Genomic DNA, 24481 nt, shown 5'->3' on the forward strand with positions numbered 1-24481 from the left:
CCGCAGCGTGACTGTGACCTCCCCGTGACCAGTGACTTGGCGCGTCACCCCGTGCGTTTGGCTGTGTTTGCCTCCGTATGCCGCCCGGCTGGCGCCGGGTCATGGTCCCGGGTGACCGTTCGTCGCCGCAGAGCGACCGCTTGCGGCAAACCCGGACGCCGCCGCAGGCCAATCGGGTCGTTTGGGCCGAACGAATGACGGGCGCGGGCGGCCGTCGTCGCCGGCAGTGTCGTGCAGGTCGTCGTGGAGGTCGTGGTGGAGGTCGTCGTGGAGGGCCTGTCGGTGCTGCGACATAGGGTTGTCGGGTGGCTGATCCTTCCTCCTACCGACCCCGCCCGGGGGAGATCCCGGTGGACCCGGGCGTCTACCGCTTCCGTGACAAGGAGGGGCGGGTCATCTATGTCGGCAAGGCGAAGTCGCTGCGGTCGCGGCTGAGCTCGTACTTCCAGGACATCGGTGCGTTGCACCCGCGGACCCGACGCATGGTGACGACCGGGGCCTCGGTCGAGTGGACCGTCGTCAAGACCGAGGTCGAGGCGCTGCAGCTGGAGTACTCCTGGATCAAGGAGTTCGACCCTCGGTTCAACGTCAAGTACCGCGACGACAAGTCCTATCCCTACCTCGCGGTCACCATGGGCGAGGAGTTCCCGCGGGCCCAGGTCATGCGCGGCGCCAAGCGCAAGGGCACGCGCTACTTCGGGCCCTACGGCCACGCCTGGGCGATCCGCGAAACCCTCGACCTGCTCCTCAAGGTGTTCCCGGTGCGGACGTGCAGCTCGGGGGTCTTCAAGCGGGCCGCGCAGGTCGGACGGCCCTGCCTGCTCGGCTACATCGACAAGTGCTCGGCGCCCTGCGTCGGCCGGGTCAGCCCGCAGGAGCACCGCGAGATCGCCGAGGAGTTCTGCGAGTTCATGGCCGGCAGCACGACCAGGTTCGTGCGCCGCGTCGAGCGGGAGATGCAGGCCGCGTCGTCCGCCCTGGAGTTCGAGCGCGCCGCCGTGCTGCGCGACAACCTCGGGGCGATGACCAAGGCCCTCGAGAAGTCAGCGGTGGTGCTGGGCGACGCGACCGACGCCGACGTCTTCGCGGTGTCCGACGACGAGCTCGAGGCCGCCGTCCAGGTCTTCCACGTCCGCGGCGGGCGCATCCGCGGCCAGCGCGGCTGGGTGGTGGAGCGCGAGTCCGAGGACGTCGCGTCCCTGCCGCTGCTCATGGAGCGGCTGCTGCAGCAGGTCTACGGCGGGGAGAGCAGCGAGGGCGTCCCCCGCGAGGTGCTCGTCCCCGTCCTGCCCGAGGACGCCGAGGCCGTCGAGCAGTGGCTGACCGAGCTGCGGCAGGCCCGGGTCGAGGTCCGCGTGCCGCAGCGGGGCGACAAGCGTCAGCTCATGGAGACGGTGCGGCGCAACGCCGACCAGGCGCTCGCCCGCCACAAGGTCACGCGCGCCGGTGACCTCACGGCCCGCAGCCAGGCGCTGCAGGAGGTGCAGGACGCCCTCGAGCTCGACGAGGCCCCCCTGCGGATCGAGTGCTACGACGTCTCGCACGTGCAGGGCACCAACGTCGTGGCGTCGATGGTCGTGTTCGAGGACGGGCTCCCGCGCAAGGGCGAGTACCGCCGGTTCATCGTGCGGGGGGACGAGACGTCGGGCGCCACCGTCGACGACACGGCCGCCATGCGCGAGGTCCTCATGCGCCGCTTCCGCCGACACCTGGCGCAGGCGGAGGCGGAGGGCGAGACGCTCACCGAGGGGAGCACCACCGCAGAGGGTGAGGGGGAGGTCGCCGGGGAGGTCGCCGCGGGTGGCACCGCCGCGGAGTCGGCCGGGGACCCAGGGGCCGGGCTCCCCGACACGCCCGCGGGGATCGACCCCGAGACGGGCAAGCCCCGCCGCTTCGCCTACGCCCCGCAGCTCGTCGTGGTCGACGGCGGCCTGCCTCAGGTCAACGCGGCGCAGCGGGTCCTCGACGAGCTCGGCATCGACGACGTGGCCCTCGTGGGGCTGGCCAAGCGGCTCGAGGAGGTGTGGGTCCCGCACCAGGACTTCCCCGTGATCCTGCCGCGGTCGAGCGAGGGGCTCTACCTCCTGCAGCGGCTGCGCGACGAGGCCCACCGCTTCGCGATCACCTTCCACCGGCAGCGGCGGTCCAAGGCGATGACGACGAGCGCGCTGGACGGCATACCGGGGCTCGGCGAGGCCCGCAAGAAGGCCCTGCTGCGGACCTTCGGCTCCGTCAAGCGGCTGCGCGGGGCGAGCGCCGAGGAGCTGCAGGAGGTGCAGGGCATCGGCCCGGCGCTGGCGCAGGTGGTGCACGCCCGGCTGGCGGGGGAGCAGGCGGAGCCGGCAGTGAACCTCACGACCGGTGAGGTGCTGGAGTGACGACGACGGCGTGAGGACCCGAGCGAGGGACGAGCGAGGCCCGGAGCGCCGAGGAGTCGCTCCGAAGGGAATGGAGTGACGACGAGAGCGTGAGGACCCGAGCGAGGGACGAGCGAGGCCCGGAGCGCCGAGGAGTCGCTCCGAAGGGAATGGAGTGACGACGAGAGCGTGAGGACACGAGCGAGGGACGAGCGAGGCCCGGAGTGGCGACGAGAGCGTGAGGACACGAGCGAGGGACGAGCGAGGGACGAGCGAGGCCCCTCGCGCTGCGTCGACGGGACGTCTCCGCTGGCTAGACTGACGCCGACCCGCCCACCCGACAAGGAGCCCACCTGTGGTCGAGCCGACCGAGCAGCGCGAGTCCGACGCCCGCCCGGGCGAACCCTCCCGGCGGTCCGGCGATCCTGACACCGCGGACATGCCGCTCGTGTCGCGGCGCCACGAGTTCGTCGTGGTGACGGGTCTGTCCGGCGCTGGACGGTCGACGGCCTCCAACGTGCTGCAGGACACGGGGTGGTACGTCACGGACAACCTGCCGCCGCAGATGCTGGCGCCGATGGCGACCTTGCTGCGGGACAAGCAGCCGGAGGTGCTGCGGGTCGCGGCCGTCGTCGACGTCCGGTCGAGGGACATGTTCGAGTCGCTGTCGGAGGCGCTGCAGGAGCTGCGCGACCTGGGCTGGCAGCCGCGGGTCGTCTTCCTGGACGCGACCGACGAGACGCTCGTGCGCCGCTTCGAGAGCGTGCGCCGTCCGCACCCGCTGCAGGGTGACGGGGGACTGCTGGAGGCGATCCAGGAGGAGCGGCGCCGGCTGGGCGACATCCGTTCGGTGTCCGACACGATCGTCGACACGAGCGGCTTCAACGTCCACCAGTTCTCGGCCAAGATGGCCCAGATCTTCGACTCCGAGCGAGGGCCGCGCCTGCGGGTGGCGGTCATGTCCTTCGGGTTTAAGTACGGCATACCCCTGGACGCCGACATCGTCCTCGACATGCGCTTCCTGCCCAACCCCTTCTGGGTGCCCGAGCTGCGCAGCAAGACCGGCCGTGACCCCGAGGTGGCCGGCTTCGTCTTCGACCAGCTGGGCGCCGACGAGTTCGTGGAGCGGGCCGTGGCGATGATGGACGCGATGATCAGCGGCTACGTCCGCGAGGGACGCCGTTATGTCACGCTGGCGGTGGGCTGCACGGGCGGCAAGCACCGTTCGGTGGCGGTCGCCGAGCGGTTGTCGCGCGAGCTGTCCGGCCCCGAGGTGGGCACCATCACCGTCCACCGAGACCTGGGGCGCGAGTGAGTCGCCCCCGGGTCGTGGCGCTGGGGGGAGGCCACGGCCTGGCGGCGACCCTGTCTGCCCTGCGCCTGGTCAGCGACCAGATCACCGCGGTCGTGACGGTCGCCGACGACGGCGGTTCCTCGGGCCGGTTGCGCGAGGAGTTCGACGTCCTTCCCCCCGGTGACCTCCGTATGGCGCTGGCGGCGCTCTGCAACGATGACGAGTGGGGCACCACGTGGGCGGCGGTGCTGCAGCACCGGTTCGCGGGGGAGGGGCCCCTCGGCGGTCACAGCCTCGGCAACCTGCTGATCCTGTCGCTGTGGGAGCACTACGGCGACACCGTGCGTGGTCTGGACATGGTCGGCCGGCTGCTCAGCGCCCGCGGACGGGTGCTGCCGATGGCCGCCGTGCCACTCACCATCGAGGCGGTCGTCCGGGGGCTGGACCCGGCGGAGCCCGATGCGCTCAGCACGGTGCGGGGTCAGGCCTCGGTCGCCAAGACCCCGGGCCAGGTCGCGTCGATCGCGGTGGTCCCGCAGGACCCTCCCGCCAGTCCGGAGGCGGTGCAGGCCATCGACGACGCGGAGTGGGTGGTGCTGGGGCCCGGGTCGTGGTTCACCTCGGTCATCCCGCACCTGCTCGTGCCGGAGCTGCGCGAGGCCCTGGTCCGCACCCGGGCGCGACGGCTGCTTAACCTCAACCTCGAGCTGGACACCTCGGAGACGTCCGGCTTCACCGCCGAGCGGCACCTCGAGGTCCTCGCGGCGCACGCCCCGGGGATGCGGCTGGACGTCGTGCTGGCCGACCCCTCGGTCGTCGTCGACGAGCCGGCGCTGCGGCGCGCGGCCGCGACGCTCGGCGCGGAACTGGTCGTGGCCAAGGTGGCGACGGCGGGCAACCCCGGCCAGCACGACTCGCTCCGGCTCGCCGCCGCCTACCGTGACATCATGAGCTGACTACACTGCGCTGTCACCTTTGTACGAAACGTGCCGAATTCGCCCACTCAACGTGCGGCCTACTGTCAGGATGGAACTCATGTCGATGACGGCCATGGTCAAGGACGAGCTCAGTCGGCTCCAAATCACCAAGCCCTCGTGCCGCAAGGCGGAGGTCTCCGCCATCCTCCGGTTCAGCGGTGGTCTGCACATCGTCGGTGGACGCATCGTCGTGGAGGCCGAGCTCGACACCGGCTCCGTCGCGCGGCGCCTGGTCAAGGACATCGCCGACGTCTACGGCTACACCAGCGAGATCGGGGTGCTGTCCGCCGGCGGGCTGCGCAAGGGCAGCCGCTACCTCGTGCGTGTCGCCCAGGACGGCGAGGCGCTCGCTCGGCAGACCGGCCTGATCGACCCCCGCGGCCGTCCCGTCCGCGGCCTGCCGCCCAAGGTCGTCTCGGGCGCCACCGACGACGCGGTCGCCGCCTGGCGCGGCGCCTTCCTCGCCCACGGCTCGCTGACCGAGCCCGGCCGGTCCTCGGCGCTCGAGGTCACGTGCCCGGGCCCCGAGGCCGCGCTCGCCCTCGTGGGAGCGGCCCGGCGGTTCTCCATCGCGGCCAAGGCGCGCGAGGTGCGCGGCATCGACCGCGTGGTCATCCGCGACGGCGACGCGATCAGCCAGATCCTCACGCGCATGGGCGCGCACGACGCGGTGATGGCGTGGGAGGAGCGGCGGATGCGGCGCGAGGTGCGCGCCACCGCCAACCGCCTGGCCAACTTCGACGACGCCAACCTGCGTCGCTCGGCGCGCGCCGCCGTCGCTGCCGGCTCGCGGGTCGAGCGAGCCCTGGAGATCCTCGGCGAGGAGGTGCCCGACCACCTGCGCCAGGCGGGGACGCTGCGCCTCGAGCACAAGCAGGCCAGCCTCGAGGAGCTCGGGCAGCTCGCTCAGCCGCCGATGACCAAGGACGCCGTCGCGGGCCGGATCCGGCGCCTGCTGGCGATGGCGGACAAGCGGGCCCAGGATCTCGGCATGCCGGGCACCGAGGCCAACCTGACCCCGGACATGCTCGACCTGTGAGCTGACCGGCCCACATCTCGGACCGGTCACGGCCCGACCACGCGTCCGGCAGCACTTCCGACTAGGGTGGACAGCGCCAAGTTGAAGACCCTCTAGGAAGGCTCAAGACGTGACTGTTCGCGTTGGGATCAATGGCTTCGGCCGCATCGGCCGCAACTTCTTCCGCGCCGTGGTGGCTTCCGGTGCCGACATCGAGGTGGTCGCCGTCAACGACCTCACCGACAACAAGACGCTGGCCCACCTGCTCAAGTACGACTCGATCCTCGGCCGCTTCCCCGGCGAGGTCACCTACGACGACGAGTCGATCACGGTGGACGGCAAGAAGATCCTGGCCTTCGCCGAGAAGGACCCCTCGGCCCTGCCGTGGAAGGCCAACGAGGTCGACGTGGTCGTGGAGTCCACCGGCTTCTTCACCGACGCCACCAAGGCCAAGGCGCACATCGACGCCGGCGCCAAGAAGGTCATCATCTCCGCCCCGGCGAAGAACGAGGACATCACCATCGTCATGGGCGTCAACGACGACCAGTACGACGGCTCCCAGACGATCATCTCCAACGCCTCGTGCACCACGAACTGCCTGGCCCCCATGGCCAAGGCGCTCAACGACGGCCTGGGCATCGTCAAGGGCCTGATGACCACCATCCACGCCTACACCCAGGACCAGAACCTCCAGGACGGCCCGCACAAGGACCTGCGCCGCAGCCGCGCCGCCGCCCTCAACATGGTCCCGACCACCACCGGTGCCGCCAAGGCCGTCGCCCTCGTGCTCCCCGAGCTCAAGGGCAAGCTCGACGGCTACGCCATGCGCGTGCCGACCCCGACCGGTTCCGCCACCGACCTCACCTTCGAGGCCTCGCGCGAGACCACCGTCGAGGAGGTCAACGAGATCATCAAGAAGGCCGCCGAGGGCGCCATGAAGGGCAAGCTCGTCTACACCGAGGACCCGATCGTCTCCAAGGACATCGAGACCGACCCGGCCTCCTGCGTCTTCGACGCGGGCCTGACCAAGGTCATCGGCAACCAGGTCAAGGTCGTCGGCTGGTACGACAACGAGTGGGGCTACTCCAACCGCCTCGTCGACCTGACCGCCCTCGTCGGCTCCAAGCTCTGATCGGAGTCCCGAGATGAAGACCATTGCCGACCTGGGTGACCTGCGCGGCAAGCGAGTCCTCGTCCGCTCGGACCTCAACGTGCCGCTCGACGGTGATCGCATCACCGACGACGGCCGGGTCCGGGCCTCCGTGCCCACCATCACGGAGCTGACCGACCAGGGTGCCCGCGTCGTCGTGGTCGCCCACCTCGGTCGCCCCAAGGGTGCCCCGGAGGACAAGTACTCGCTCAAGCCCGTCGTCGCCCGCCTGGGTGAGCTGCTCGGCCAGGACGTCGCCTTCGCCACCGACACGGTGGGGGAGTCGGCCAAGGCCACGGTCGAGGGGCTGCAGGACGGCCAGGTGGCCCTCCTGGAGAACCTCCGGTTCAACCCGGGCGAGACCAGCAAGGACGAGTCCGAGCGCCAGGCCTTCGCCAAGGAGCTCGCGTCGCTCGCGGACGCCTACGTGTCCGACGGCTTCGGCGTCGTGCACCGCAAGCAGGCCTCCGTCTACGACGTCGCGCAGATCCTGCCGGCGGCCATGGGCGGCCTGGTCAAGACGGAGGTGGACGTCCTCAAGCGTCTGACCGAGGACCCCGAGCGGCCGTATGCCGTGGTCCTCGGCGGGGCCAAGGTCGCCGACAAGCTCGCCGTCATCGACAACCTCCTCGGCAAGGCCGACCGCCTCCTCATCGGCGGCGGCATGGCCTTCACCTTCCTCAAGGCCCAGGGCCACGAGGTGGGCAAGAGCCTGCTCGACGAGGACAACGTCGAGACCTGCAAGGGCTACCTCGAGCGGGCCGAGGCGTCCGGCGTCGAGATCGTCCTGCCGGTCGACGTCGTCTGCAACGCCGAGTTCAGCGCCGAGGGCGAGGTCACGACGGTCGACGCCGACAAGATCCCGGCCGACCAGATGGGCCTGGACATCGGCCCGAGGTCCGCGGAGCTCTACGCCTCCAAGGTCGCCGACGCGAAGACGGTGTTCTGGAACGGCCCGATGGGTGCGTTCGAGATGGCGCCCTTCGCGGACGGCACCAAGGCGGTGGCCCAGGCCCTGGTCGAGGCGACCGCCAAGGGCGCGCTGACCGTCGTCGGCGGTGGCGACTCCGCTGCCGCCGTGCGGCAGCTGGGCTTCTCCGACGACCAGTTCGGCCACATCTCCACCGGTGGCGGCGCGAGCCTGGAGTACCTCGAGGGCAAGGACCTCCCGGGCATCTCCATCCTCGGCTGACGCCGGCTGCACGACACGAGGCGGCCCCGTGACCCCGACCCGGGTGGCGGGGCCGCCTTCTCGTCATAGCTCCCAACACTGTTGACTCCCAAGGAGACCCACATGGCATCCCGCACGCCGCTCATGGCCGGCAACTGGAAGATGAACCAGGACCACCTGCAGGCCACCCACCTCGTGCAGAAGCTCGACTGGACCCTGCGCGACGCCAAGCACGACCACGCCGCCGTCGAGGTCGCGGTGCTCGCGCCGTTCACCGACCTGCGCTCGGTGCAGACCCTGGTCGAGGGCGACAAGCTGGACCTGCGCTACGGCGCCCAGGACCTGTCGCAGCACGACTCCGGCGCCTACACCGGCGACATCTCCGGCGCGTTCCTGGCCAAGCTCGGCTGCACCTATGTCGCGGTGGGCCACAGCGAGCGCCGCGAGGGCCACGGCGAGACCGACGAGCTGCTCAACGCCAAGGTCAAGGCGGCCTACAAGCACGGCCTGACCCCGATCCTGTGCTGCGGCGAGGCCCTCGACGTCCGCAAGGAGGGCCGTCAGGTCGAGCACGTGCTCGCCCAGATCGAGGCCGACCTCGCGGGTCTGCCCGAGGAGCAGGCCAAGAGCATCGTCATCGCCTACGAGCCCATCTGGGCCATCGGCACGGGCGAGGTCGCGACCCCCGAGGACGCGCAGGAGGTCTGCGGCGCGATCCGCGGCAAGCTCGCCGAGCTCTACTCCGCCGAGCTCGCGGACGGCGTCCGCATCCTCTACGGCGGCTCGGTCAAGTCCGGCAACGTCGCGCAGATCATGGCCAAGGAGGACGTCGACGGCGCCCTCGTCGGCGGCGCGTCCCTCGACCCCGAGGAGTTCGCCAAGATCGCTCGCTACCAGGCCCACAACGCCTGACCCGACGTATGCCGAGGCCCCGGGACCGGTCGCCTGACGGTGACCGGCCCCGGGGCTCGTCGTGCTGGGGGCGCTCAGCCGCGTCGGCGGGCCCTGCGCCGGTGCCACCACAGGACCAGGGGCACGACCACCACGGCGAGCGGCAGGACCAGCGGGAGGCTGAAGCCCAGCAGCGCTGCGAGGGCGGTGAGCAGGCCGAGGACGGCGTGCCACCCCACGTGCCAGCCGGCCTGGAACCCGGACCGGTCCTCGGCGGCGCGGGCCTCGGCAGCGGGCTGGGTCAGCGACAGGGTGATCGTCGACATGGCCGCCTGCGACCGCAGCGTCACGAGCTGCGCCTGCAGCCCCTCCAGGTCTGCCTCGCGACGGGTGAGCTCCGACTCGAGCCGGGTGATGTCCTCGATCGACGCCGCGCGGGCCATCAGGGCCCGGGTGCGCTCGAGGCTCGCCTGCATCGTCTTGACGCGCCCGGCCGTGTCGGCGACCTGGCCCGTGACGTCCTCGGCCCGGACGGTCCGCGCCGTGACGGTGCCGACCGTGGCGAGGTCCTCGACCGCCGCGTCGAACCTGGCCTCGGGCACCCTCAGGGTGAACGTGTCGGTGGCCGAAGAGCCGGGTCCGGTGGAGCGGCGTAGCTCCTCGTTGGCGACGACCCCGTCGTAGGAGGCCACCAGCGTCCGCACCCGCGCAGCGGCCGCGCCGAGATCGGTGACGGTGGCCTCAAGGGTGCCGGTGCGGACGACGTCGCGCTTCTGGACGGCCCGCGCTCCGGACGACGCCCCGGGTGCCGTGGCCGCGACGGAGCCGGTGGGGGTGGCCCCGGGCGTGGCCGCCGAGGAGGCGAGCTGTTCCCGGCCGGGGTCGCCCGGTGCGGCTCCGGAGGTGGACGACCCGGACCCGCCGGTGCAGGCGGTCATCGCGATCAGTGCGGCGACCCCGAGAGCGAGGGGTGCGGCATACGGCCTGGGAGCTGCGTTGCGCCTCATGCCAGGTGAGACCGGACGGCCGGGCGAGAGCGTTCCGACCTGCGCGGTCACGGACGGGTGACGATCCCGGTGCCGGGCTGTCAGTCCCGGATGGGATGATGCGGGCATGAGTCTGAAGCCCCAGCAGCACCGCCGTCCGTCCCCCGCCGAGGTCCGCGCGATCAACGACTCGATCCGCTACACCATGTGGTCCGTCTTCCAGGTCACCGACTCCGTGGGTGACGAGGCGGAGCGCGAGGCGCTGCTGACCGAGGCGCAGCAGTTCTTCGCCGGGCTGGCCGAGGCCGGTCAGGTGACGGTCCGCGGGATCTACGACGTCGCTGGGCTGCGGGCGGACGCCGACTTCATGGTCTGGTGGCACGGCGAGTCGGTCGAGGCCGTGCAGCGCGCCTACCACGTGTTCCGCCGGACCGGGCTGGGCCGGGCGTGCGACCCGGTCTGGTCCAACGTCGCGATCCACCGCCCGGCCGAGTTCAACAAGAGCCACATCCCGGCCTTCATGGCCGACGAGACGCCGCGCGCCTACGTCTGCGTCTACCCCTTCGTGCGGTCCTACGAGTGGTACCTCCTGGCCGACGAGGAGCGTCGCGACCTGCTCGTCGAGCACGGCAAGATGGCCCGCGACTACCCGGACGTGCGCGCCAACACCGTCGCCAGCTTCGCCCTCGGCGACTACGAGTGGCTGCTGGCCTTCGAGGCCGACGACCTGCACCGGATCGTCGACCTCATGCGTCACCTGCGCGGGGCTGCCGCCCGTCGGCACACGCGCGAGGAGGTGCCGTTCTTCACCGGCCCGCGCGTGGAGCTCGAGCAGCTCGTCGCCGACCTGCCCTGACCTACCTCAGGTCGTCACGTCCGCCTGGGTTGGCACCCCAGGTGGATGTGTCGAAGGCGGGTCGATCTCGTCATACCGCAGGAGGACGTATGCCGACGCGAACCATCCTCACGGGGGATGACCCACGCCGCCGGCCCGCCTAGCGTCGTGGGTATGACGACGAACCAGCCCACCACGACCACCTCACTGTTCCTGCTGGTCCTCAAGGACGACGGCAGGCCCGAGTCGATGGGGCAGCAGACGGGCTACGGCCTCGCCGGGGCGCTGCTCTCCGACCTCGTCGCGGCCGGACGGCTCGGCGTGAGCGACGACGGCAAGAAGCTCCGGGTGCTCGACGCCGGACCGACCGGGGACGACCTGCTCGACGAGGGTCTGCGCAGGTTCGGTGACAAGGACGGCAAGCGTCTCTCCTCGGTGATTCCGGGCGCCGCCCGCAAGCTCGAGCGCGAGGTCGGCGACTACCTGGCACGACGTGGGGTCGTGCGCGTCGAGGAGGGCGGGATGCTGGGCCTCAAGCCGCAGCGCTACCCGATCGTCGACACGAGCCGCGAGGCCGAGCTGCGCCGCGGGCTGGTCGAGGTCCTGCGCGGAGCCTCGCCGACGGTCGAGCAGCACGCGCTGATCGGGCTGGTCCACGGCCTGGAGCTGGGCACCAAGGTCTTCGACCACGAGGAGGTAGGCCTGGACAAGGGTGACCTCAAGCGACGGATCAAGGCCGTCGCGGAGTCCGCGGGGCCCGGCGCGGACGGCGTCGCCCGGGCGGTGCAGTCCGCCAACACCGCGATGATCACGGCGATCACGGTGGCGACCGTCTCCTCCACGAGCGGCTCCAGCTGATCTGGGAGGCGCGGCGGGCCTAGCGGGCGATCCTTAGGCTCGCCGCATGATCACCGCCGTGCACACCCTCATCTACTCCGACGACCCCGACGCGACCCGGGCGTTCCTGCGCGACGTGCTGCAGCTGCCCAGCGTCGGCGGCGACGAGTGGCCGATCTATCGGACCGGTCCCTCGGAGCTGGGCGTCCACCCGACGGTGTCGGAGCAGGACGGTCAGGCCTGGACCACCGGTACCCACCACGAGATCGCGCTGATGTGCGACGACGTCGCCGCCACGCGCGCCGAGCTGGAGGCGCGCGGAGCGACCTTCACGGGCGACACCCAGGACATGGGGTGGGGGATCGGCGCGACGGTCGAGGTCCCCGGCGCGGACGGGATCCTGATCTACCAGCCGCGCCACGAGATCGCCCACTCCTGACGGAGCAGACGCCCCTGTCCGTGTCGGGGAGCGGGCGGGGACGGCATACGGGCACGACCACGAGATCCGCCGGCCCTCGGATCATCAGCCTGGGGAACGAAGGCCGGTCGATGCCTCGGCCCCCGGCGGGTCAGCGGGGGGCGAGGCGCATCGAGACGGAGTTGATGCAGTAGCGCTGGTCGGTGGGGGTGGGGTAGCCCTCGCCCTCGAAGACGTGGCCGAGGTGCGAGCCGCACTGCGCGCACAGCACCTCGATGCGGGTCATGCCGAGCGAGCGGTCCTCGTGCAGCTCGACGTTGTCCGCGTCGGAGGGGGCGTAGAACGACGGCCACCCGCAGTGCGAGGGGAACTTCTCGGTGTGGGTGAACAGCTCGGCGCCGCACGCGCGACAGCTGTAGACGCCCTCGGTGGTCGTGTCGGTGTACTCGCCGACGAAGGGCCGCTCGGTGCCGGCCTGGCGCAGGACGGCGTACTCGCTCGGGCTCAGCTCGGCCCGCCACTGCTCGTCGGACTTGGTCACGGGGTACTCGCGCTGGGTCATACTGGGTCCAACCGCGCGGGGTCGCCGCAGATTCCGCTCAACCGGGCCGACAGGAGCACGTCGTGGCGAGCAAGGCCATCTCGATCGAGGTCCCGGGGCCGGACGGCGAGACGCGGCAGGTGCGGGTCTCGAGCCCGGACCGGGTGATGTGGCCGGACGACGGCATCACCAAGGAGGACCTGGCCCGCTACGTCGTGGCCGTGGGGGACCGGCTGGTGGCCAGGCTGGCGGACCGTCCGGTGACGCTGCAGCGCTTCCCCGAGGGCGTCACCGGCGAGGAGTTCTACTCCAAGAACCCTCCCCGCGGCGTCCCCGACTTCGCCCGCACCGTCGTGTGCACCTATCCCTCCGGCCGCCAGCACCCGCAGCTCGTCGTCGACGAGGTAGCGACCGCCGTGTGGGCCGTGCAGATGAACACCGTGACCTTCCACCCCTGGCCCGTGACCACGGCGGACACCGACGACCCGGACGAGCTGCGCATCGACCTCGACCCGCAGCCCGGCACCGGCTTCGCGCAGGCCGTGGAGGCGGCGACCGTGCTCCGCGAGGTGATGGTCGAGGCGGGCCTCACTCCCTTCGTCAAGACGAGCGGCAACCGCGGGCTGCACGTGTTCGCACCGATCGAGCCGACGCACGAGTTCCTCGAGGTGCGGCACGCGGTCATCGCGATCGCCCGCGAGCTCGAGCGGCGGGTCCCCGACCTGGTCACCACGGCCTGGTGGAAGGAGCTGCGGGGCGAGCGGATCTTCGCCGACTTCAACCAGGCCTGTCGCGACCGCACCCTGGCCGGCGCCTACAGCCCGCGCCCCCTGGCGGGTGCGCCCGTCAGTATGCCGATCGCCTGGGACGTCCTCGGCGAGATCGCCCCCGGCGACTACACCGTGCGGACGACGCCCGAGATCGTGGCCTCGCAGGACGACGCCTGGGCGGGCTTCGACGACGCCCGGGCACGCGTGGACACCGCCCTGCAGTGGTGGCAGCGCGACGTCGAGGAGCACGGGCTGGGGGAGCTCAACTTCCCGCCCGACTATCCCAAGATGCCGGGGGAGCCACCCCGCGTGCAGCCGTCCCGGGCCCGCAAGGTCGACGACGCCTGAGCCGCGGCCGGGGGACGCGGATGGGGTCAGCAGGAGTCAGCAGGCGAGGTCGTTCTCGGCCTGCATCGCGAGCATCGCGGCGCCGATGGCGGTGACGTGGCCGATGCGGGTCCGCTGACCGTCGAGGACCTCCACCCGGACGGCGCGCAGGGTCTGGAGCGCCTCGAGCGCGGCGAGCACCTCGTCGCCGCGCAGACCTGTGCGAGCCACGACCGCGGAGATCTCGTGGGTGGGGCCGCCGAGCAGGTCCAGCTGCTCCACGGCGCGGAGCACCGGGAGGTCACGGCTGGCCCAGGTGGCGGCTGACGAGGTCATGACTCGACTGTGGCACGGCATATCCGCAGGTCGGGGCCACTATCGGGGAACGCGGACGGGGTTCACCTGGATGCAGAGTGACCCGGTGACGTTCGGTCGCGAGAACTTGACTGGCTGTCGTGCGTCACTCGACCAGGACGCGCCCCAGGTCATAGCTCGGCGCCCGGCTGACCTGCGCCAACGTGCACGACATCGGCTCGCGGTCGGGGCGCCAGCGCAGGAAGGTCACGGCGTGCCGGAAGCGCGACTTCTCGAGCTGGTCGAAGGCCACCTCCACGACGCGCTCCGGTCGCAGCGGCACGTAGGACACGTCCTTGGACGAGCTGAACCGCGACCGATCCGTCTCAGCGGCGACCACGGAGCCGTCCTCCTCGCGCAGGACGTACGGCTCGAGCTCGTCGACCAGCTCGAGGCGCCGCGCGGCCGTGAACGCCGCGATGCCACCGACGTTGACGATGCGGCCGCCCTCGTCCACGAACCCGAGCAGCAGGGACCCGACGCCCTGACCGCTCTTGTGCACCCGGTAGCCCACGACGACCGCCTCGGCCGTCCGCTTGTGCTTGATCTTGAGCATGGTGCGCTTCCCCTGCTCGTAGGTCCCCTCCAGCGGCTTGGCGACCACCCCGTCCAGCCCCGCCCCCTCGAAGTCCTCGAACCACGTCCGCGCCAGCTCGGGGTCGTCCGTGACCCGGGTCAGGTGGATGCCGGACGCGGGTGAGACGTCCTCCAGCAGCGACTCCAGGGCCGCGCGGCGCTCGCGGAAGGGCCGCCCCATGAGGTCCTCGTCGTCGGCGGCCAGCAGGTCGAAGCAGATCAGCTCGGCGGGCGTCTCCTGCGACAGCTTGTTGACGCGGGAGACGGCCGGGTGGATCCGCTGCGAGAGCAGGTCCCAGTCGAGGTGCTCGGCGCCGGCCTCGCCCGCGCGCACCACGATCTCGGCGTCGACCACGCAGCGCGCCGGCAGGTGCTCGCGCACGCGCTCGACGACCTCGGGGAAGTACCGCGTCAGCGGCTTGGACCCCCGGCTCGCCAGCTCGATCTCGTCGCCGTCGCGGATCACGATGCAGCGGAAGCCGTCCCACTTGGGCTCGTAGGACAGCCCGCCCGGGACGGAGTCCGCGGCCGGGACCGTGGGGACGGCCTTGGCCAGCATGGGGGAGACCGGGGTGGCGATCGGCAGCGTCATACGGCCCATTGTGTCCCTCGCCCGAGGGCCGTATGCCGCGCCACGCTCGCGCCACCTGCCCCACCCGCACGCCCGCGGATGTCACGATGGACGGGTGAGCACGCGCGACAGGGCCGGGGGGCCCGCCGGGGTGCTGCGCGCGCACCCTCGGGCGGTCGCGGCAGCCGTGGCGGGCGGCGTCGTGGCGGCCGGAGCCGCGACGGGGTGGCTGAGCGCCGCGGTCTACCTCGCCAAGAAGGTCGTGACGCCGGAGCGCCGACGGCCCGACGACACCGAGGTGGTGGCCTTCGACGACCGCAGCGTCACGCTGAGCCGCACGGCCGAGACGGTGATGCCCGGCAAGTACGGCCTGTTCCTCGACGGCGGGCAGTCGCACGTGAGGTTCGGCCGGATCCTCGCCGACCACCCCGGGCAGGGCACGATCACCCGGCGGCTGCACGGCGTCGACCTCGGGCGCCTGCGCACCGGACCGGCCCGGTTCCACTCCTACTACTACGCGCTCGGGCCGGAGCAGGCGCTCGGTCTGCCGACCCTCGACGTGGACGTCCCCAGCGAGATCGGTCCGCTGCCGTCCTGGTTGGTGCCCCCGCCCGACGGCCCCGTCGACGGCACCCGGTGGGCCGTCCTGGTGCACGGCCGTGGCGCGGGACGCGAGGAGACCGTGCGCGGGGTCGCCGCGCTGCACCGCGCCGGTCTGACCTGCCTGACCCCGTCCTACCGCAACGACCAGGTGGCGCCCGCGAGTAACGACGGGCTCTACGGCCTCGGGCTGTCCGAGTGGCGCGACGTGGACGCCGCCGTCGCCTACGCCCTGGAGCACGGCGCCCGCGACGTCGTGCTCGTGGGGTGGTCGATGGGCGGGGCGATCGTGCTGCAGACCCTCATCAACTCCACCCACGGGGACCGCATCTCGCAGGTCGTCCTGGACGGGCCCGTGGTCGACTGGCCGGACGTCCTGCACCACCACGCGCGCGCGATGCGGGTCCCCGGCCAGCTCACCACGCTCAGCATGCGGCTGCTCGGCGTGCCGCCCGGCCGCCATCTCGTGGGGATCGAGTCGGTGATCGACCTGGCGGCGACCGACTTCGTGCGGCGGGCCGACGAGCTGCGGCACCCGATCCTGCTGATCCACTCGCTCGACGACGAGTTCGTGCCCGCCCAGCGCTCGATCGACCTCGCGGCGGCGCGGCCCGACCTCGTCCAGCTCGAGACCTGGCAGGTCGCCCGGCACTGCAAGGAGTGGAACGTGGACCAGCAGCGGTGGGAGCGACTCGTCGAGGCCTTCGTGGCCCAGGATGCCGCCCCACCTGCGCAAAGGGTGCAACCATAGGCCGCATGGCAAAGACCTCCAAGAGCAAGAAGGCCGCCGATCGGGCCGACGAGGCCGTCGAGACCCTCGTCCGGGGCGCCGGCACCGCCGCCGCCACCTCGGACGCGGGGGACGCAGCGTCGGACGACGCCAAGCCCGGCACGGCGTCCAAGGGCACGGGCAAGGACAAGGACCAGGGCACGGCCGAGCAGGAGATCGCCAGGGACACGGCGAAGAAGTCCAAGAACGACAAGGGCAAGAAGGCCAAGGACGGCAAGGCCAAGGACGACAAGGCCAAGGACGACAAGGCCAAGGACGACAAGGCGTCGAAGAAGTCCAAGGACGACGACAAGGGCAAGAAGGCCAAGGGTACGAGGGACAAGAAGGACAAGGGCGCGAAGCGCGACGCCGCGCTGGACGGTGCCTCCTCGGCGGCGACCACCGGGTCGCTCGCCTTCGGTGACCCTGACTTCACCTTCAGCGAGACCCTGCGCGCCGAGCGGGGACTCGTGCTGGCCGACGTCGACACCCGGGCGACCCCGGGCTACGAGGGCGACAAGAAGTCGGCTGCGATGGACCTCGTCGAGGGTCAGACCGAGCTGTCCGACCTGCAGGAGCGCCTCTGGGCCAACGGCAAGGACGGCGACGGGCCGTCGGTCCTGCTGCTCGTGCAGGGCATGGACACCTCCGGCAAGGGCGGCATCATGCGCCACGTGGTGGGCGCCACCGACCCAGGCGGCGTCAAGTACACCGCGTTCAAGGCGCCCACGCCCGAGGAGCGCGCCCACGACTTCCTGTGGCGCATCGACCGGGCCCTGCCCGACCCGGGTCAGCTCGGGGTGTTCGACCGCTCGCAGTACGAGGACGTGCTGGTCGTGCGGGTCAACGAGCTCATTCCGCGCTCGGAGTGGATGCGGCGCTATGCCCAGATCAACGCGTTCGAGCGGGCCGCCCTGGCGCGCGGCATCACCGTCGTCAAGGTGATGCTGCACATCTCCTCCGACGAGCAGAAGGCGCGGCTGGGGGAGCGGCTCGACCGGCCGGACAAGTACTACAAGTACAACCCCGGCGACATCGCCGAGCGCGCGCGCTGGGACGACTACATGGAGGCCTACCAGGCGGTGCTGGCCAAGACGAGCACCAAGGGCGCTCCCTGGCACGTGGTGCCGGCGGACCGCAAGTGGTACGCCCGCCTCGCGGTCCAGCAGATCCTGCTCGAGCACCTGCGGGGTCTCGACCTCGAGTGGCCGGCGGCGACCTTCGACGTCGCGACCGAGCAGGAGCGCCTCGCCCAGACCTGATGCGCGCCGCGCCCGGCGCCCACGCCAGGTGCCGGGCGCTTCGGCATACGAAGGAGCCCGCCTCGTCCAGGACGAGGCGGGCTCTCTCGTGCGAGCTGCGTCAGGCCTTCTTCTTGCCGGCCTTCTTGGTGCCCGTGGACGAGTCGGCCCCCGAGCCGTCCGTGTCGTCACCCGTGGCGCCGTCCGCCTGCTCCTGCGCCTGCGGCTCCGCCTTCGAGGTGGCGGGCTCGGTCGGAGCCGGGCGGGCGGCAGGATCGGTCGCGACCTGGCCGACGATGCCGACGCCGGTCTTTGCCGTGAGCGGCGAGGCCAGGCCGGGGGAGGCCTGCTCAGCCGGCTGGTCCGAGCGCAGGACCACGACCGAGCGGGCCGGGACGCGGTTGACGCTGCGGGCCGCCCAGACGCGGGGCTCGGTCAGCTCCGGGTCGGCGGTGTCCAGCACGACGGTCCACTCGGTGCCGTAGTCCTCGGGCGGCATCGTGAAGTCGATGCCGTCGTGGTGGGCGTTGAACAGCAGCAGGAAGTCGTCGTCGACGACCATCCGGCCACGCTGGTCCGGGGCCGAGATGGCGTGGCCGTTGAGGAACACGCTCAGCGTCTTGGCGTAGCCCGACTCCCAGTCCTGGTCGGACATCTGGGTGCCGTGGGCCGTGAACCAGGCGATGTCACCCAGGTCGGACATGCCGCCGTGGGCGGCGTCGCCGGCGAAGAACCGGCGGCGGCGGAACACGGGGTGGGACGAGCGCAGGGCGGTCAGCCGGGCCGTGAACTGCTGCAGCGCCAGGTCGTCCGCGTCGAGGTCCCAGTCGATCCAGGAGATCTCGTTGTCCTGGCAGTAGCCGTTGTTGTTGCCGCCCTGGCTGCGACCGAGCTCGTCGCCGTGCGCGAGCATCGGCACACCCTGGCTGACGAGCAGGGTGGTGAGGAAGTTGCGCTGCTGCTGGGCGCGCAGGGCGTTGACCTCGGGGTCGTCCGTCGGACCCTCGACACCGCAGTTCCAGGAGCGGTTGTGGCTCTCGCCGTCGTTGTTGCCCTCGCCGTTGGCGTCGTTGTGCTTCTCGTTGTAGGACACGAGGTCGCGCAGCGTGAAGCCGTCGTGGGCGATGACGAAGTTGATCGACGCGATCGGCTTGCGCGCGGAGTGGGCGTAGAGGTCGCTGGATCCCGTGATGCGCGAGGCGAACTCGCCGATCGTGGCCGGCTCGCCGCGCCAGAAGTCGCGGACGGTGTCGCGGTACTTGCCGTTCCACTCGGTCCACAGGGGAGGGAAGTTGCCGACGTGGTAGCCGCCGTCCCCCACGTCCCACGGCTCGGCGATCAGCTTGACCTGGCTCACCACCGGGTCCTGCTGGATCAGGTCGAAGAACGCGGACAGCTTGTCGACCTCGTGGAACTGGCGGGCCAGGGTCGCCGCCAGGTCGAACCGGAAGCCGTCGACGTGCATCTCGGTGACCCAGTAGCGCAGCGAGTCCATGATGAGCTGCAGCACGTGCGGGTTGCGCATCAGCAGCGAGTTGCCGGTGCCGGTCGTGTCGTAGTAGCTCGCGAGGTCGTCGCCGACCAGGCGGTAGTAGGCGTTGTTGTCCAGACCGCGGAAGGCGAGCGTGGGGCCCATGTGGTTGCCCTCGGCGGTGTGGTTGTAGACCACGTCGAGGATGACCTCGATGTCGGCCTCGTGCAGCGCCTTGACCATTGACTTGAACTCCGTGACCTGCTGGCCGCGGGTGCCCGACGCGGAGTAGTCGTTGTGCGGGGCCAGGAAGCCGATGGTGTTGTAGCCCCAGTAGTTGCGCAGCCCCTTCTCCTGCAGCGAGGTGTCCTGGACGAACTGGTGCACCGGGAGCAGCTCGATCGCGGTGATGCCCAGCTGCTTGAGGTGCGCGATGACGGCGGGGTGCGCGATCGCGGCATACGTCCCGCGGATGTCCTCGGGCACCTCCGGGTGGGTCATCGTCAGGCCCTTGACGTGGGCCTCGTAGATGATCGTGTCGTGGTACTCCCGGCGCGGGGGACGGTCGTGGCCCCAGTCGAAGTAGGGGTTGATGACGACGGACAGCATGGTGTGCCCGAGCGAGTCGGTGTCGTTGAACGCCGACGGGTCGTCGAACTTGTAGGAGAACAGCGCCTCGTCGTTGCTGATCTGGCCGTCGATCGCCTTGGCGTAGGGGTCGAGCAGCAGCTTGGCCGGGTTGGACCGGTTGCCCTTGGCGGGGTCGAACGGGCCGTGCACGCGGTAGCCGTAGCGCTGCCCGGGCTGCATCTGCGGGATGTAGCAGTGCCAGACGTAGCCATCGACCTCGGTGAGCGAGACGCGCTGCTCGGCGCCCTCGTCGTCGATGAGGCAGAGCTCGACGTGCTCGGCGACCTCCGAGAAGACAGCGAAGTTCACGCCGCTGCCGTCGAACGTGGCGCCGAGGGGATACGGCTTGCCGGGCCAGATTTCCATGAAGGGGTCGTCCTCGTGGGAGTGGGGATGGAGATCGATCAACCCGCCACTTTACGCGGTCCGAGAGACCCCCCGGGGGATTGAGCCTTGCGGCGAGACGACATCACGTCTCGACAACAGGCCCCACCCGCCCCTCGTGTCCCACCCGTCCCAGCCCCGGGCGGGCCCTAGCGTCGTGCCCATGACCACTCGGACCGCCCTGCGGCACCTGCTCCAGCAGGTGCCCGGTGGCCTGTCGGTCGCGCGTCTCGTGCGCGAGACCGTCCGGGTCTGCCTGCGCTACCGCGTGACCGGGCTCGCCTCCGAGGCGGGCTTCTTCGCCCTCCTCTCCCTGCCGCCTCTGGTCCTCGGCCTCATCGGGGGACTGGGGTATGTCGGAGCATGGGCCGGGCAGGGCACGGTCGACCAGGTGGTGGCCGGCCTCGCGTCCTACGCGCAGCGGTTCCTGACCGACGAGAGCGTGGGAGCCGTCATCGTCCCCACGATCGACGAGGTGCTGCGAGGTGGCCGTATCGACCTGGTGTCGCTGGGCTTCGTCCTGTCCCTGTGGTCCGGGTCTCGGGCGCTCAACGTCTTCATCGACACGATCTCGATCATGTACGGCCAGAGCGGGGTTCGCGGCATCGTCCGCACCCGCACCCTGTCCTTCACGATGTACTCGATCGCCGTCCTCGTCGGTGCCGTCGTGCTGCCGCTGGTCCTCCTGGGGCCCCTGGTCCTGTCGCGCGTCCTGCCCGGGCCGTTCGACGGCCTCGTCTACTGGACGCTCGTGACCGGTGCCGTCATGGGGGCGGTGACCTCGCTCTACCACGTCGCCACGCCACGGCGCTCGCCCTGGCGCCGCGACCTGCCGGGGGCCGCCCTCACGGTGGTGCTCTGGGTGGTCGTGTCCTATGTCGTGCGGACCTGGCTGGGCGCGTCCATCGGTGGGACGTCCGTCTACGGCCCCTTGTCCGCACCCATCGTCCTGCTCGTCTGGCTCTACTTCCTCGCCATCGCCGTCCTGATCGGAGCCGCCATGAACGCCGCCGTCCGCCACCTGTGGCCCGTCCCCGACCGTCCCAGCGCCCGCGCGCGGGTGGTCGAGGCGGTGCGGACCGAGCTCGAGGTGCGCCGCGAGCCACGCCCAGGGACCTCGCCGTTCGGGCCCGTGATCGCCGGTCTCGTGGCCGACGCGCGAGGTGCTCAGGAATTGGACGTCCCGCGCCGGCATCGGTTAGTGTCGGTCAGCACGCACGGCGGGTGAAGTTACACGCTTCGGATTCACCAAGATCCAGCGACCGCACGGCAGCACGCGGACATAGCTCAGTTGGTAGAGCGCAACCTTGCCAAGGTTGAGGTCGCCGGTTCGAGCCCGGTTGTCCGCTCTGGGGGTCCTCGGACCTTCCGGCGATGCGTTTGTTAGCATGACGGATGCATCGGCACGGTGGAGTGGCCGAGAGGCGAGGCAACGGCCTGCAAAGCCGTGTACACGGGTTCAAATCCCGTCTCCACCTCGGGCGATTGGCGCAGCGGTAGCGCGCTTCCTTGACACGGAAGAGGTCACTGGTTCAAACCCAGTATCGCCCACCACCTCCCAGCAGGCCCCGGACCACGCGGTCCGGGGCCTGCTGCTGTGGAGGCCGGGTACGCATCGCCTGCGCGTCCGCGCACTGCCTCCGCCTGCCACGCAGGCGGAGGCAGCCTCGCGCCCCTCGGCGATCAGCCGGGGAGCAGGAAGTCCCTGACGGCGCGGGTGAAGGCGTCGTTGTCGTCAGCGGCCGCGGTGTGCGCGGCGTCCTGCAGCCGGACGACCTGCGCACTAGGAGCCAGACCCCGGAAGTGCTCGACCCCGTCGTCGCTGACCACGTCGCTCAAGGCGCCCTGGAGAAGCAGCGTGGGCATCGTCAGCTCGCGGGCGGCCGTCTCCAGCTGCTCCTGGATCCGCTCGGGGTCGGGGTGCGAGTCGGTGGTGAACATCGCCGGGTCCCAGTGCCAGTACCAGCGGCCGTCCTCCCCCTGACGGAGGTTCTTGCGCAACCCGTCGGTCGATCGGGGCCTGGTGCGATGGGGTAGGTAGGCGGCGATGGCGTCGGCGGCCTCGTCAAGATCGGCGAACCCATGGGGAGCACTGCGCATGAACCCGGTGATCCGGACGGCCCCAGCTCGTTCGATGCGTGGGACCACGTCGACCAGCACCAGGCGTGAGACGAGCTCCGGTCGCTCGTGGGCCACGAGGAGCGAGGTGAGCCCACCCATGCTGGCTCCGACCAGGGCGGCGGGGCCGCCTATCTGGTCGAGCACACAGATGACGTCGTCGCGTATCGCTTCGAGGCCGTAGTCCGCGTCCGGGGCCCAGTCAGAGTCGCCGTGACCACGGAGGTCTGCTGAGACCGTGTGCAGCCCGGCCGCGGCCAGGTCGGCGCCCGCGCTCTTCCACGAGTGCCGCGTCTGACCCCCACCGTGCAGGAACAGGACGAGCGGGTCGTCAGGGCTGCCCCACTCGTCGACGGCGATCCGGACACCGCCCACGCCATCGAGCTGTCGGGTGCGGGCGGTGAGCTCCGAGCTCCTGCGGGGTTGCATGGGTCCTCCCACGGTATAGAGTGCAATTGTCCAACTAATTCGGCCATTGTAGGCCCGAGTGGCAAGCAGGAGGCCTTCGTGAGGTTCGCCTTCGAGTATGTGGTGGATGGCACAGCCGACGGCGGCTCCCTGGCGTCGGCTGACGGGCTCGCCGCCGTCGCCCGGGCCGCCGACGAGCTGGGGTACTCCGGGCTGGCGCTGCCGGAGCATCCGGCCCCGTCGTTGAAGTGGTTGACCCACGGTGGCCACGAGACGTTCGACCCGACCGCGGCTCTCGGTTTCGTCGCCGGCATCACCCGACGCATCCAGATCATGACCCATCTGCTGGTCGTGCCCTATCGCAGTCCCTTTCTCGCAGCCAAGGGCCTGGCGACGCTCGACCGACTCTCCGGCGGACGCCTCGTCGTCGGCGTCGGGAGCGGGTACCTGAGCTCGGAGTTCCTTGCACTGGGCGTGGACTTCGAGCAGCGCAACGCACTTTTCGACGAGGGGATCGAGGTCATGCGGGGAGTGTGGACCACGGTGCCGTACGACCATGTGGGCGAGCACGTGACGGCCAAAGGTGTGGCTGCGGTGCCCGGACCCATCACGCCCGGTGGCCCACCCATCCTCGTGGGTGGGAACAGTGGCCTCAGCAGGCGACGGGCGGCTCGGCTGAACGGCTGGTCACCGATGCTGCTGTCGGAGGAGGTGGCGACCTCCACCAGGACCCGGCCGCTCACGTCCATCGCGGAGCTGGCCAGGGGGATCGCTGAGGTCAAGCAGCGTGCGGCAGATCTCGGCAATCCCGGCCCGTTGACGTTCAACGCGGCCACTCCGCACCTGGAGTTTCCCACCAGCGGAGGATCCATCGAGGAGCACCGCGACCACGTCGGCCAGCTGGAAGAGGCGGGGGTGGATCAGTTCCTGGTCCGCCCCAGCCACGCGGGCGCTGCGGCTGCCGTCGACTCCCTCCGCGGGTACGCCGACCTGATGGGAATCTCATGACCGTCGACGCGCGCGTCCTGATCGAGCGTGATGGCCCGGTCGCGCGCATCACGTTGAACTCGCCGAGGAGCCTGAATGCCGTCGACGCACCGATGCTCGGGTCCCTCGCGGACGCCGTTGAAGAAGCGTCGGCCGAGGACGGGGTCAGAGTCATCGTCGTGACCGGTGCGGGCCGGGGTTTCTGCTCGGGGGCGAACCTGCTCGACCCGTCGGTCCCTGTCGACCTGGCCACGTTGCAGGCCGCCGGTCGCGTCGTGCGTGCCCTCACGACGGCTCCGCAAGTAGTCTTGTCCCGGGTCAACGGCGTGGCCGCAGGGGTCGGACTGCCGATCGCGCTGGCGGGCGACATCGTGCTGGCCGCCGAGTCGGCCACCCTGACGCTCGCCTTCAGCAACATCGCTCTGCTTCCTGACGGCGGTGCGACCGAGCTCGTGGCGGCCTCCATCGGCCGGGCCCGTGCCGTTCGCCTGGCCCTGCTGGGTGAGCGGTTGACCGCACGGGAGGCCGAGGGGATCGGCCTGATCAGCGAGGCAGTGGAGGACGCCAGGCTGGAGGAACGCACGACCGAGCTGGTCGCCGTGCTGGTCTCGCTGGGGGCGCGGGCGACCGCGCTGACCAAGGAGGCCATCAACGGGGCGACCCTCGACCTCGAGCGGACCCTCGCCCGCGAGGAGGCGGGCCAGGCCGAGCTGCTCGACGCCCCGGAGTTCGCCGAAGGAGTGGCAGCCTTCCGCGAGAAGCGATCGCCGCGTTTCCACACGACCTGAGCCGGACGCACC

The 24481-nt window shown here is 71.0% G+C and carries 22 protein-coding genes and 3 tRNA genes; 19 read left to right on the top strand and 6 right to left on the bottom strand.

Annotation, left to right across the window (positions count from 1 at the left end; genetic code table 11):
• The first annotated feature begins 305 nt into the window (after positions 1 to 305).
• From uvrC to tpiA, 7 genes are all read left to right on the top strand, one after another.
• A complete protein-coding gene (gene uvrC, locus B4K29_RS02125; RefSeq protein WP_286966304.1) occupies positions 306 to 2378 on the top strand; it encodes an excinuclease ABC subunit UvrC in 2073 nt (690 codons plus the stop codon).
• 418 nt (positions 2379 to 2796) lie between these two features.
• A complete protein-coding gene (gene rapZ / locus B4K29_RS02130; RefSeq protein ID WP_034251598.1) occupies positions 2797 to 3672 on the top strand; it encodes an RNase adapter RapZ in 876 nt (291 codons plus the stop codon).
• On the top strand, positions 3669 to 4607 hold the full coding sequence (locus B4K29_RS02135; RefSeq protein ID WP_029210504.1) for a gluconeogenesis factor YvcK family protein: 939 nt from the start codon (positions 3669 to 3671) through the stop codon (positions 4605 to 4607). The genes rapZ and B4K29_RS02135 overlap by 4 nt, the downstream gene beginning before the upstream one ends.
• A gap of 79 nt (positions 4608 to 4686) precedes the next feature.
• Positions 4687 to 5667 carry a DNA-binding protein WhiA gene (gene whiA, locus B4K29_RS02140; protein ID WP_029210505.1) on the top strand — a complete coding sequence of 327 codons (981 nt, stop codon included), beginning with the start codon at positions 4687 to 4689 and terminating at the stop codon, positions 5665 to 5667.
• Positions 5668 to 5776: 109 nt separating this feature from the next.
• A complete protein-coding gene (gene gap, locus B4K29_RS02145) occupies positions 5777 to 6778 on the top strand; it encodes a type I glyceraldehyde-3-phosphate dehydrogenase (protein WP_029210506.1) in 1002 nt (333 codons plus the stop codon).
• A 13-nt stretch (positions 6779 to 6791) separates the two neighbouring features.
• Positions 6792 to 7988 carry a phosphoglycerate kinase gene (locus tag B4K29_RS02150; RefSeq protein WP_019286029.1) on the top strand — a complete coding sequence of 399 codons (1197 nt, stop codon included), beginning with the start codon at positions 6792 to 6794 and terminating at the stop codon, positions 7986 to 7988.
• 102 nt (positions 7989 to 8090) lie between these two features.
• A complete protein-coding gene (tpiA, locus tag B4K29_RS02155) occupies positions 8091 to 8879 on the top strand; it encodes a triose-phosphate isomerase (RefSeq protein ID WP_019286028.1) in 789 nt (262 codons plus the stop codon).
• Positions 8880 to 8953: 74 nt separating this feature from the next.
• Here the strand turns inward: tpiA and B4K29_RS02160 are convergent, their stop codons facing one another.
• Positions 8954 to 9865: a DUF4349 domain-containing protein gene (locus B4K29_RS02160; protein ID WP_286966306.1), complete on the bottom strand. Its 912-nt coding sequence runs from the start codon at positions 9863 to 9865 to the stop codon at positions 8954 to 8956.
• 106 nt (positions 9866 to 9971) lie between these two features.
• On the opposite strand from B4K29_RS02160, the gene hemQ reads away from it, so the two are divergent.
• From hemQ to B4K29_RS02175, 3 genes are all read left to right on the top strand, one after another.
• Positions 9972 to 10700: a hydrogen peroxide-dependent heme synthase gene (gene hemQ / locus B4K29_RS02165; RefSeq protein WP_286966307.1), complete on the top strand. Its 729-nt coding sequence runs from the start codon at positions 9972 to 9974 to the stop codon at positions 10698 to 10700.
• Positions 10701 to 10853: 153 nt separating this feature from the next.
• Positions 10854 to 11537: a GOLPH3/VPS74 family protein gene (locus B4K29_RS02170; RefSeq protein WP_286966308.1), complete on the top strand. Its 684-nt coding sequence runs from the start codon at positions 10854 to 10856 to the stop codon at positions 11535 to 11537.
• 46 nt (positions 11538 to 11583) lie between these two features.
• The gene (locus tag B4K29_RS02175; protein WP_239263578.1) at positions 11584 to 11955 is read left to right on the top strand and encodes a VOC family protein; all 372 of its coding nucleotides are present in this window, start codon (positions 11584 to 11586) and stop codon (positions 11953 to 11955) included.
• A 130-nt stretch (positions 11956 to 12085) separates the two neighbouring features.
• On the opposite strand, the gene msrB is transcribed toward B4K29_RS02175, so the two are convergent.
• Positions 12086 to 12496, bottom strand: coding sequence for a peptide-methionine (R)-S-oxide reductase MsrB (msrB, locus tag B4K29_RS02180; RefSeq protein WP_019286022.1), 411 nt, complete (start codon positions 12494 to 12496; stop codon positions 12086 to 12088).
• A gap of 62 nt (positions 12497 to 12558) precedes the next feature.
• On the opposite strand from msrB, the gene ligD reads away from it, so the two are divergent.
• Positions 12559 to 13593, top strand: coding sequence for a non-homologous end-joining DNA ligase (gene ligD, locus B4K29_RS02185; RefSeq protein ID WP_286966309.1), 1035 nt, complete (start codon positions 12559 to 12561; stop codon positions 13591 to 13593).
• Between the two features lie 36 nt (positions 13594 to 13629).
• On the opposite strand, the gene B4K29_RS02190 is transcribed toward ligD, so the two are convergent.
• Complete coding sequence (locus B4K29_RS02190; protein ID WP_019286020.1) at positions 13630 to 13908, bottom strand: hypothetical protein; 279 nt, start codon at positions 13906 to 13908, stop codon at positions 13630 to 13632.
• A gap of 124 nt (positions 13909 to 14032) precedes the next feature.
• Positions 14033 to 15094: an ATP-dependent DNA ligase gene (locus B4K29_RS02195; protein ID WP_286966310.1), complete on the bottom strand. Its 1062-nt coding sequence runs from the start codon at positions 15092 to 15094 to the stop codon at positions 14033 to 14035.
• A gap of 94 nt (positions 15095 to 15188) precedes the next feature.
• Here B4K29_RS02195 and B4K29_RS02200 point away from each other — a divergent pair, with 94 nt between their 5' ends.
• Both B4K29_RS02200 and B4K29_RS02205 read left to right on the top strand, forming a co-directional pair.
• Entirely contained in the window at positions 15189 to 16424 is a 1236-nt protein-coding gene (locus B4K29_RS02200; protein ID WP_286958345.1) for an alpha/beta hydrolase family protein, read from the top strand.
• 5 nt (positions 16425 to 16429) lie between these two features.
• Positions 16430 to 17704: a PPK2 family polyphosphate kinase gene (locus B4K29_RS02205; protein ID WP_313666791.1), complete on the top strand. Its 1275-nt coding sequence runs from the start codon at positions 16430 to 16432 to the stop codon at positions 17702 to 17704.
• Positions 17705 to 17804: 100 nt separating this feature from the next.
• On the opposite strand, the gene glgX is transcribed toward B4K29_RS02205, so the two are convergent.
• Positions 17805 to 20150: a glycogen debranching protein GlgX gene (gene glgX, locus B4K29_RS02210; RefSeq protein ID WP_286958347.1), complete on the bottom strand. Its 2346-nt coding sequence runs from the start codon at positions 20148 to 20150 to the stop codon at positions 17805 to 17807.
• 181 nt (positions 20151 to 20331) lie between these two features.
• On the opposite strand from glgX, the gene B4K29_RS02215 reads away from it, so the two are divergent.
• The 4 genes from B4K29_RS02215 (at position 20332) to B4K29_RS02230 (ending at position 21722) form a co-directional block, all read left to right on the top strand.
• The gene (locus B4K29_RS02215; RefSeq protein ID WP_286958348.1) at positions 20332 to 21396 is read left to right on the top strand and encodes a YihY/virulence factor BrkB family protein; all 1065 of its coding nucleotides are present in this window, start codon (positions 20332 to 20334) and stop codon (positions 21394 to 21396) included.
• 48 nt (positions 21397 to 21444) lie between these two features.
• A tRNA-Gly gene (locus tag B4K29_RS02220) sits at positions 21445 to 21517 on the top strand.
• 58 nt (positions 21518 to 21575) lie between these two features.
• Positions 21576 to 21646 (top strand) — tRNA-Cys (locus tag B4K29_RS02225).
• A gap of 1 nt (position 21647) precedes the next feature.
• Positions 21648 to 21722: transfer RNA gene (locus B4K29_RS02230), tRNA-Val, on the top strand.
• Positions 21723 to 21851: 129 nt separating this feature from the next.
• On the opposite strand, the gene B4K29_RS02235 is transcribed toward B4K29_RS02230, so the two are convergent.
• On the bottom strand, positions 21852 to 22715 hold the full coding sequence (locus B4K29_RS02235) for an alpha/beta fold hydrolase (RefSeq protein ID WP_286958349.1): 864 nt from the start codon (positions 22713 to 22715) through the stop codon (positions 21852 to 21854).
• A gap of 78 nt (positions 22716 to 22793) precedes the next feature.
• On the opposite strand from B4K29_RS02235, the gene B4K29_RS02240 reads away from it, so the two are divergent.
• Positions 22794 to 23702 carry a TIGR03619 family F420-dependent LLM class oxidoreductase gene (locus B4K29_RS02240; RefSeq protein ID WP_286958351.1) on the top strand — a complete coding sequence of 303 codons (909 nt, stop codon included), beginning with the start codon at positions 22794 to 22796 and terminating at the stop codon, positions 23700 to 23702.
• The gene (locus tag B4K29_RS02245; RefSeq protein WP_286958353.1) at positions 23699 to 24469 is read left to right on the top strand and encodes an enoyl-CoA hydratase-related protein; all 771 of its coding nucleotides are present in this window, start codon (positions 23699 to 23701) and stop codon (positions 24467 to 24469) included. Before B4K29_RS02240 ends, B4K29_RS02245 begins: the two co-directional genes overlap by 4 nt.
• Positions 24470 to 24481: the final 12 nt, after the last annotated feature.

Source organism: Arsenicicoccus sp. UBA6765 (assembly GCF_002453335.1).
Taxonomy (GTDB): Bacteria; Actinomycetota; Actinomycetes; order Actinomycetales; family Dermatophilaceae; genus Arsenicicoccus; species Arsenicicoccus bolidensis.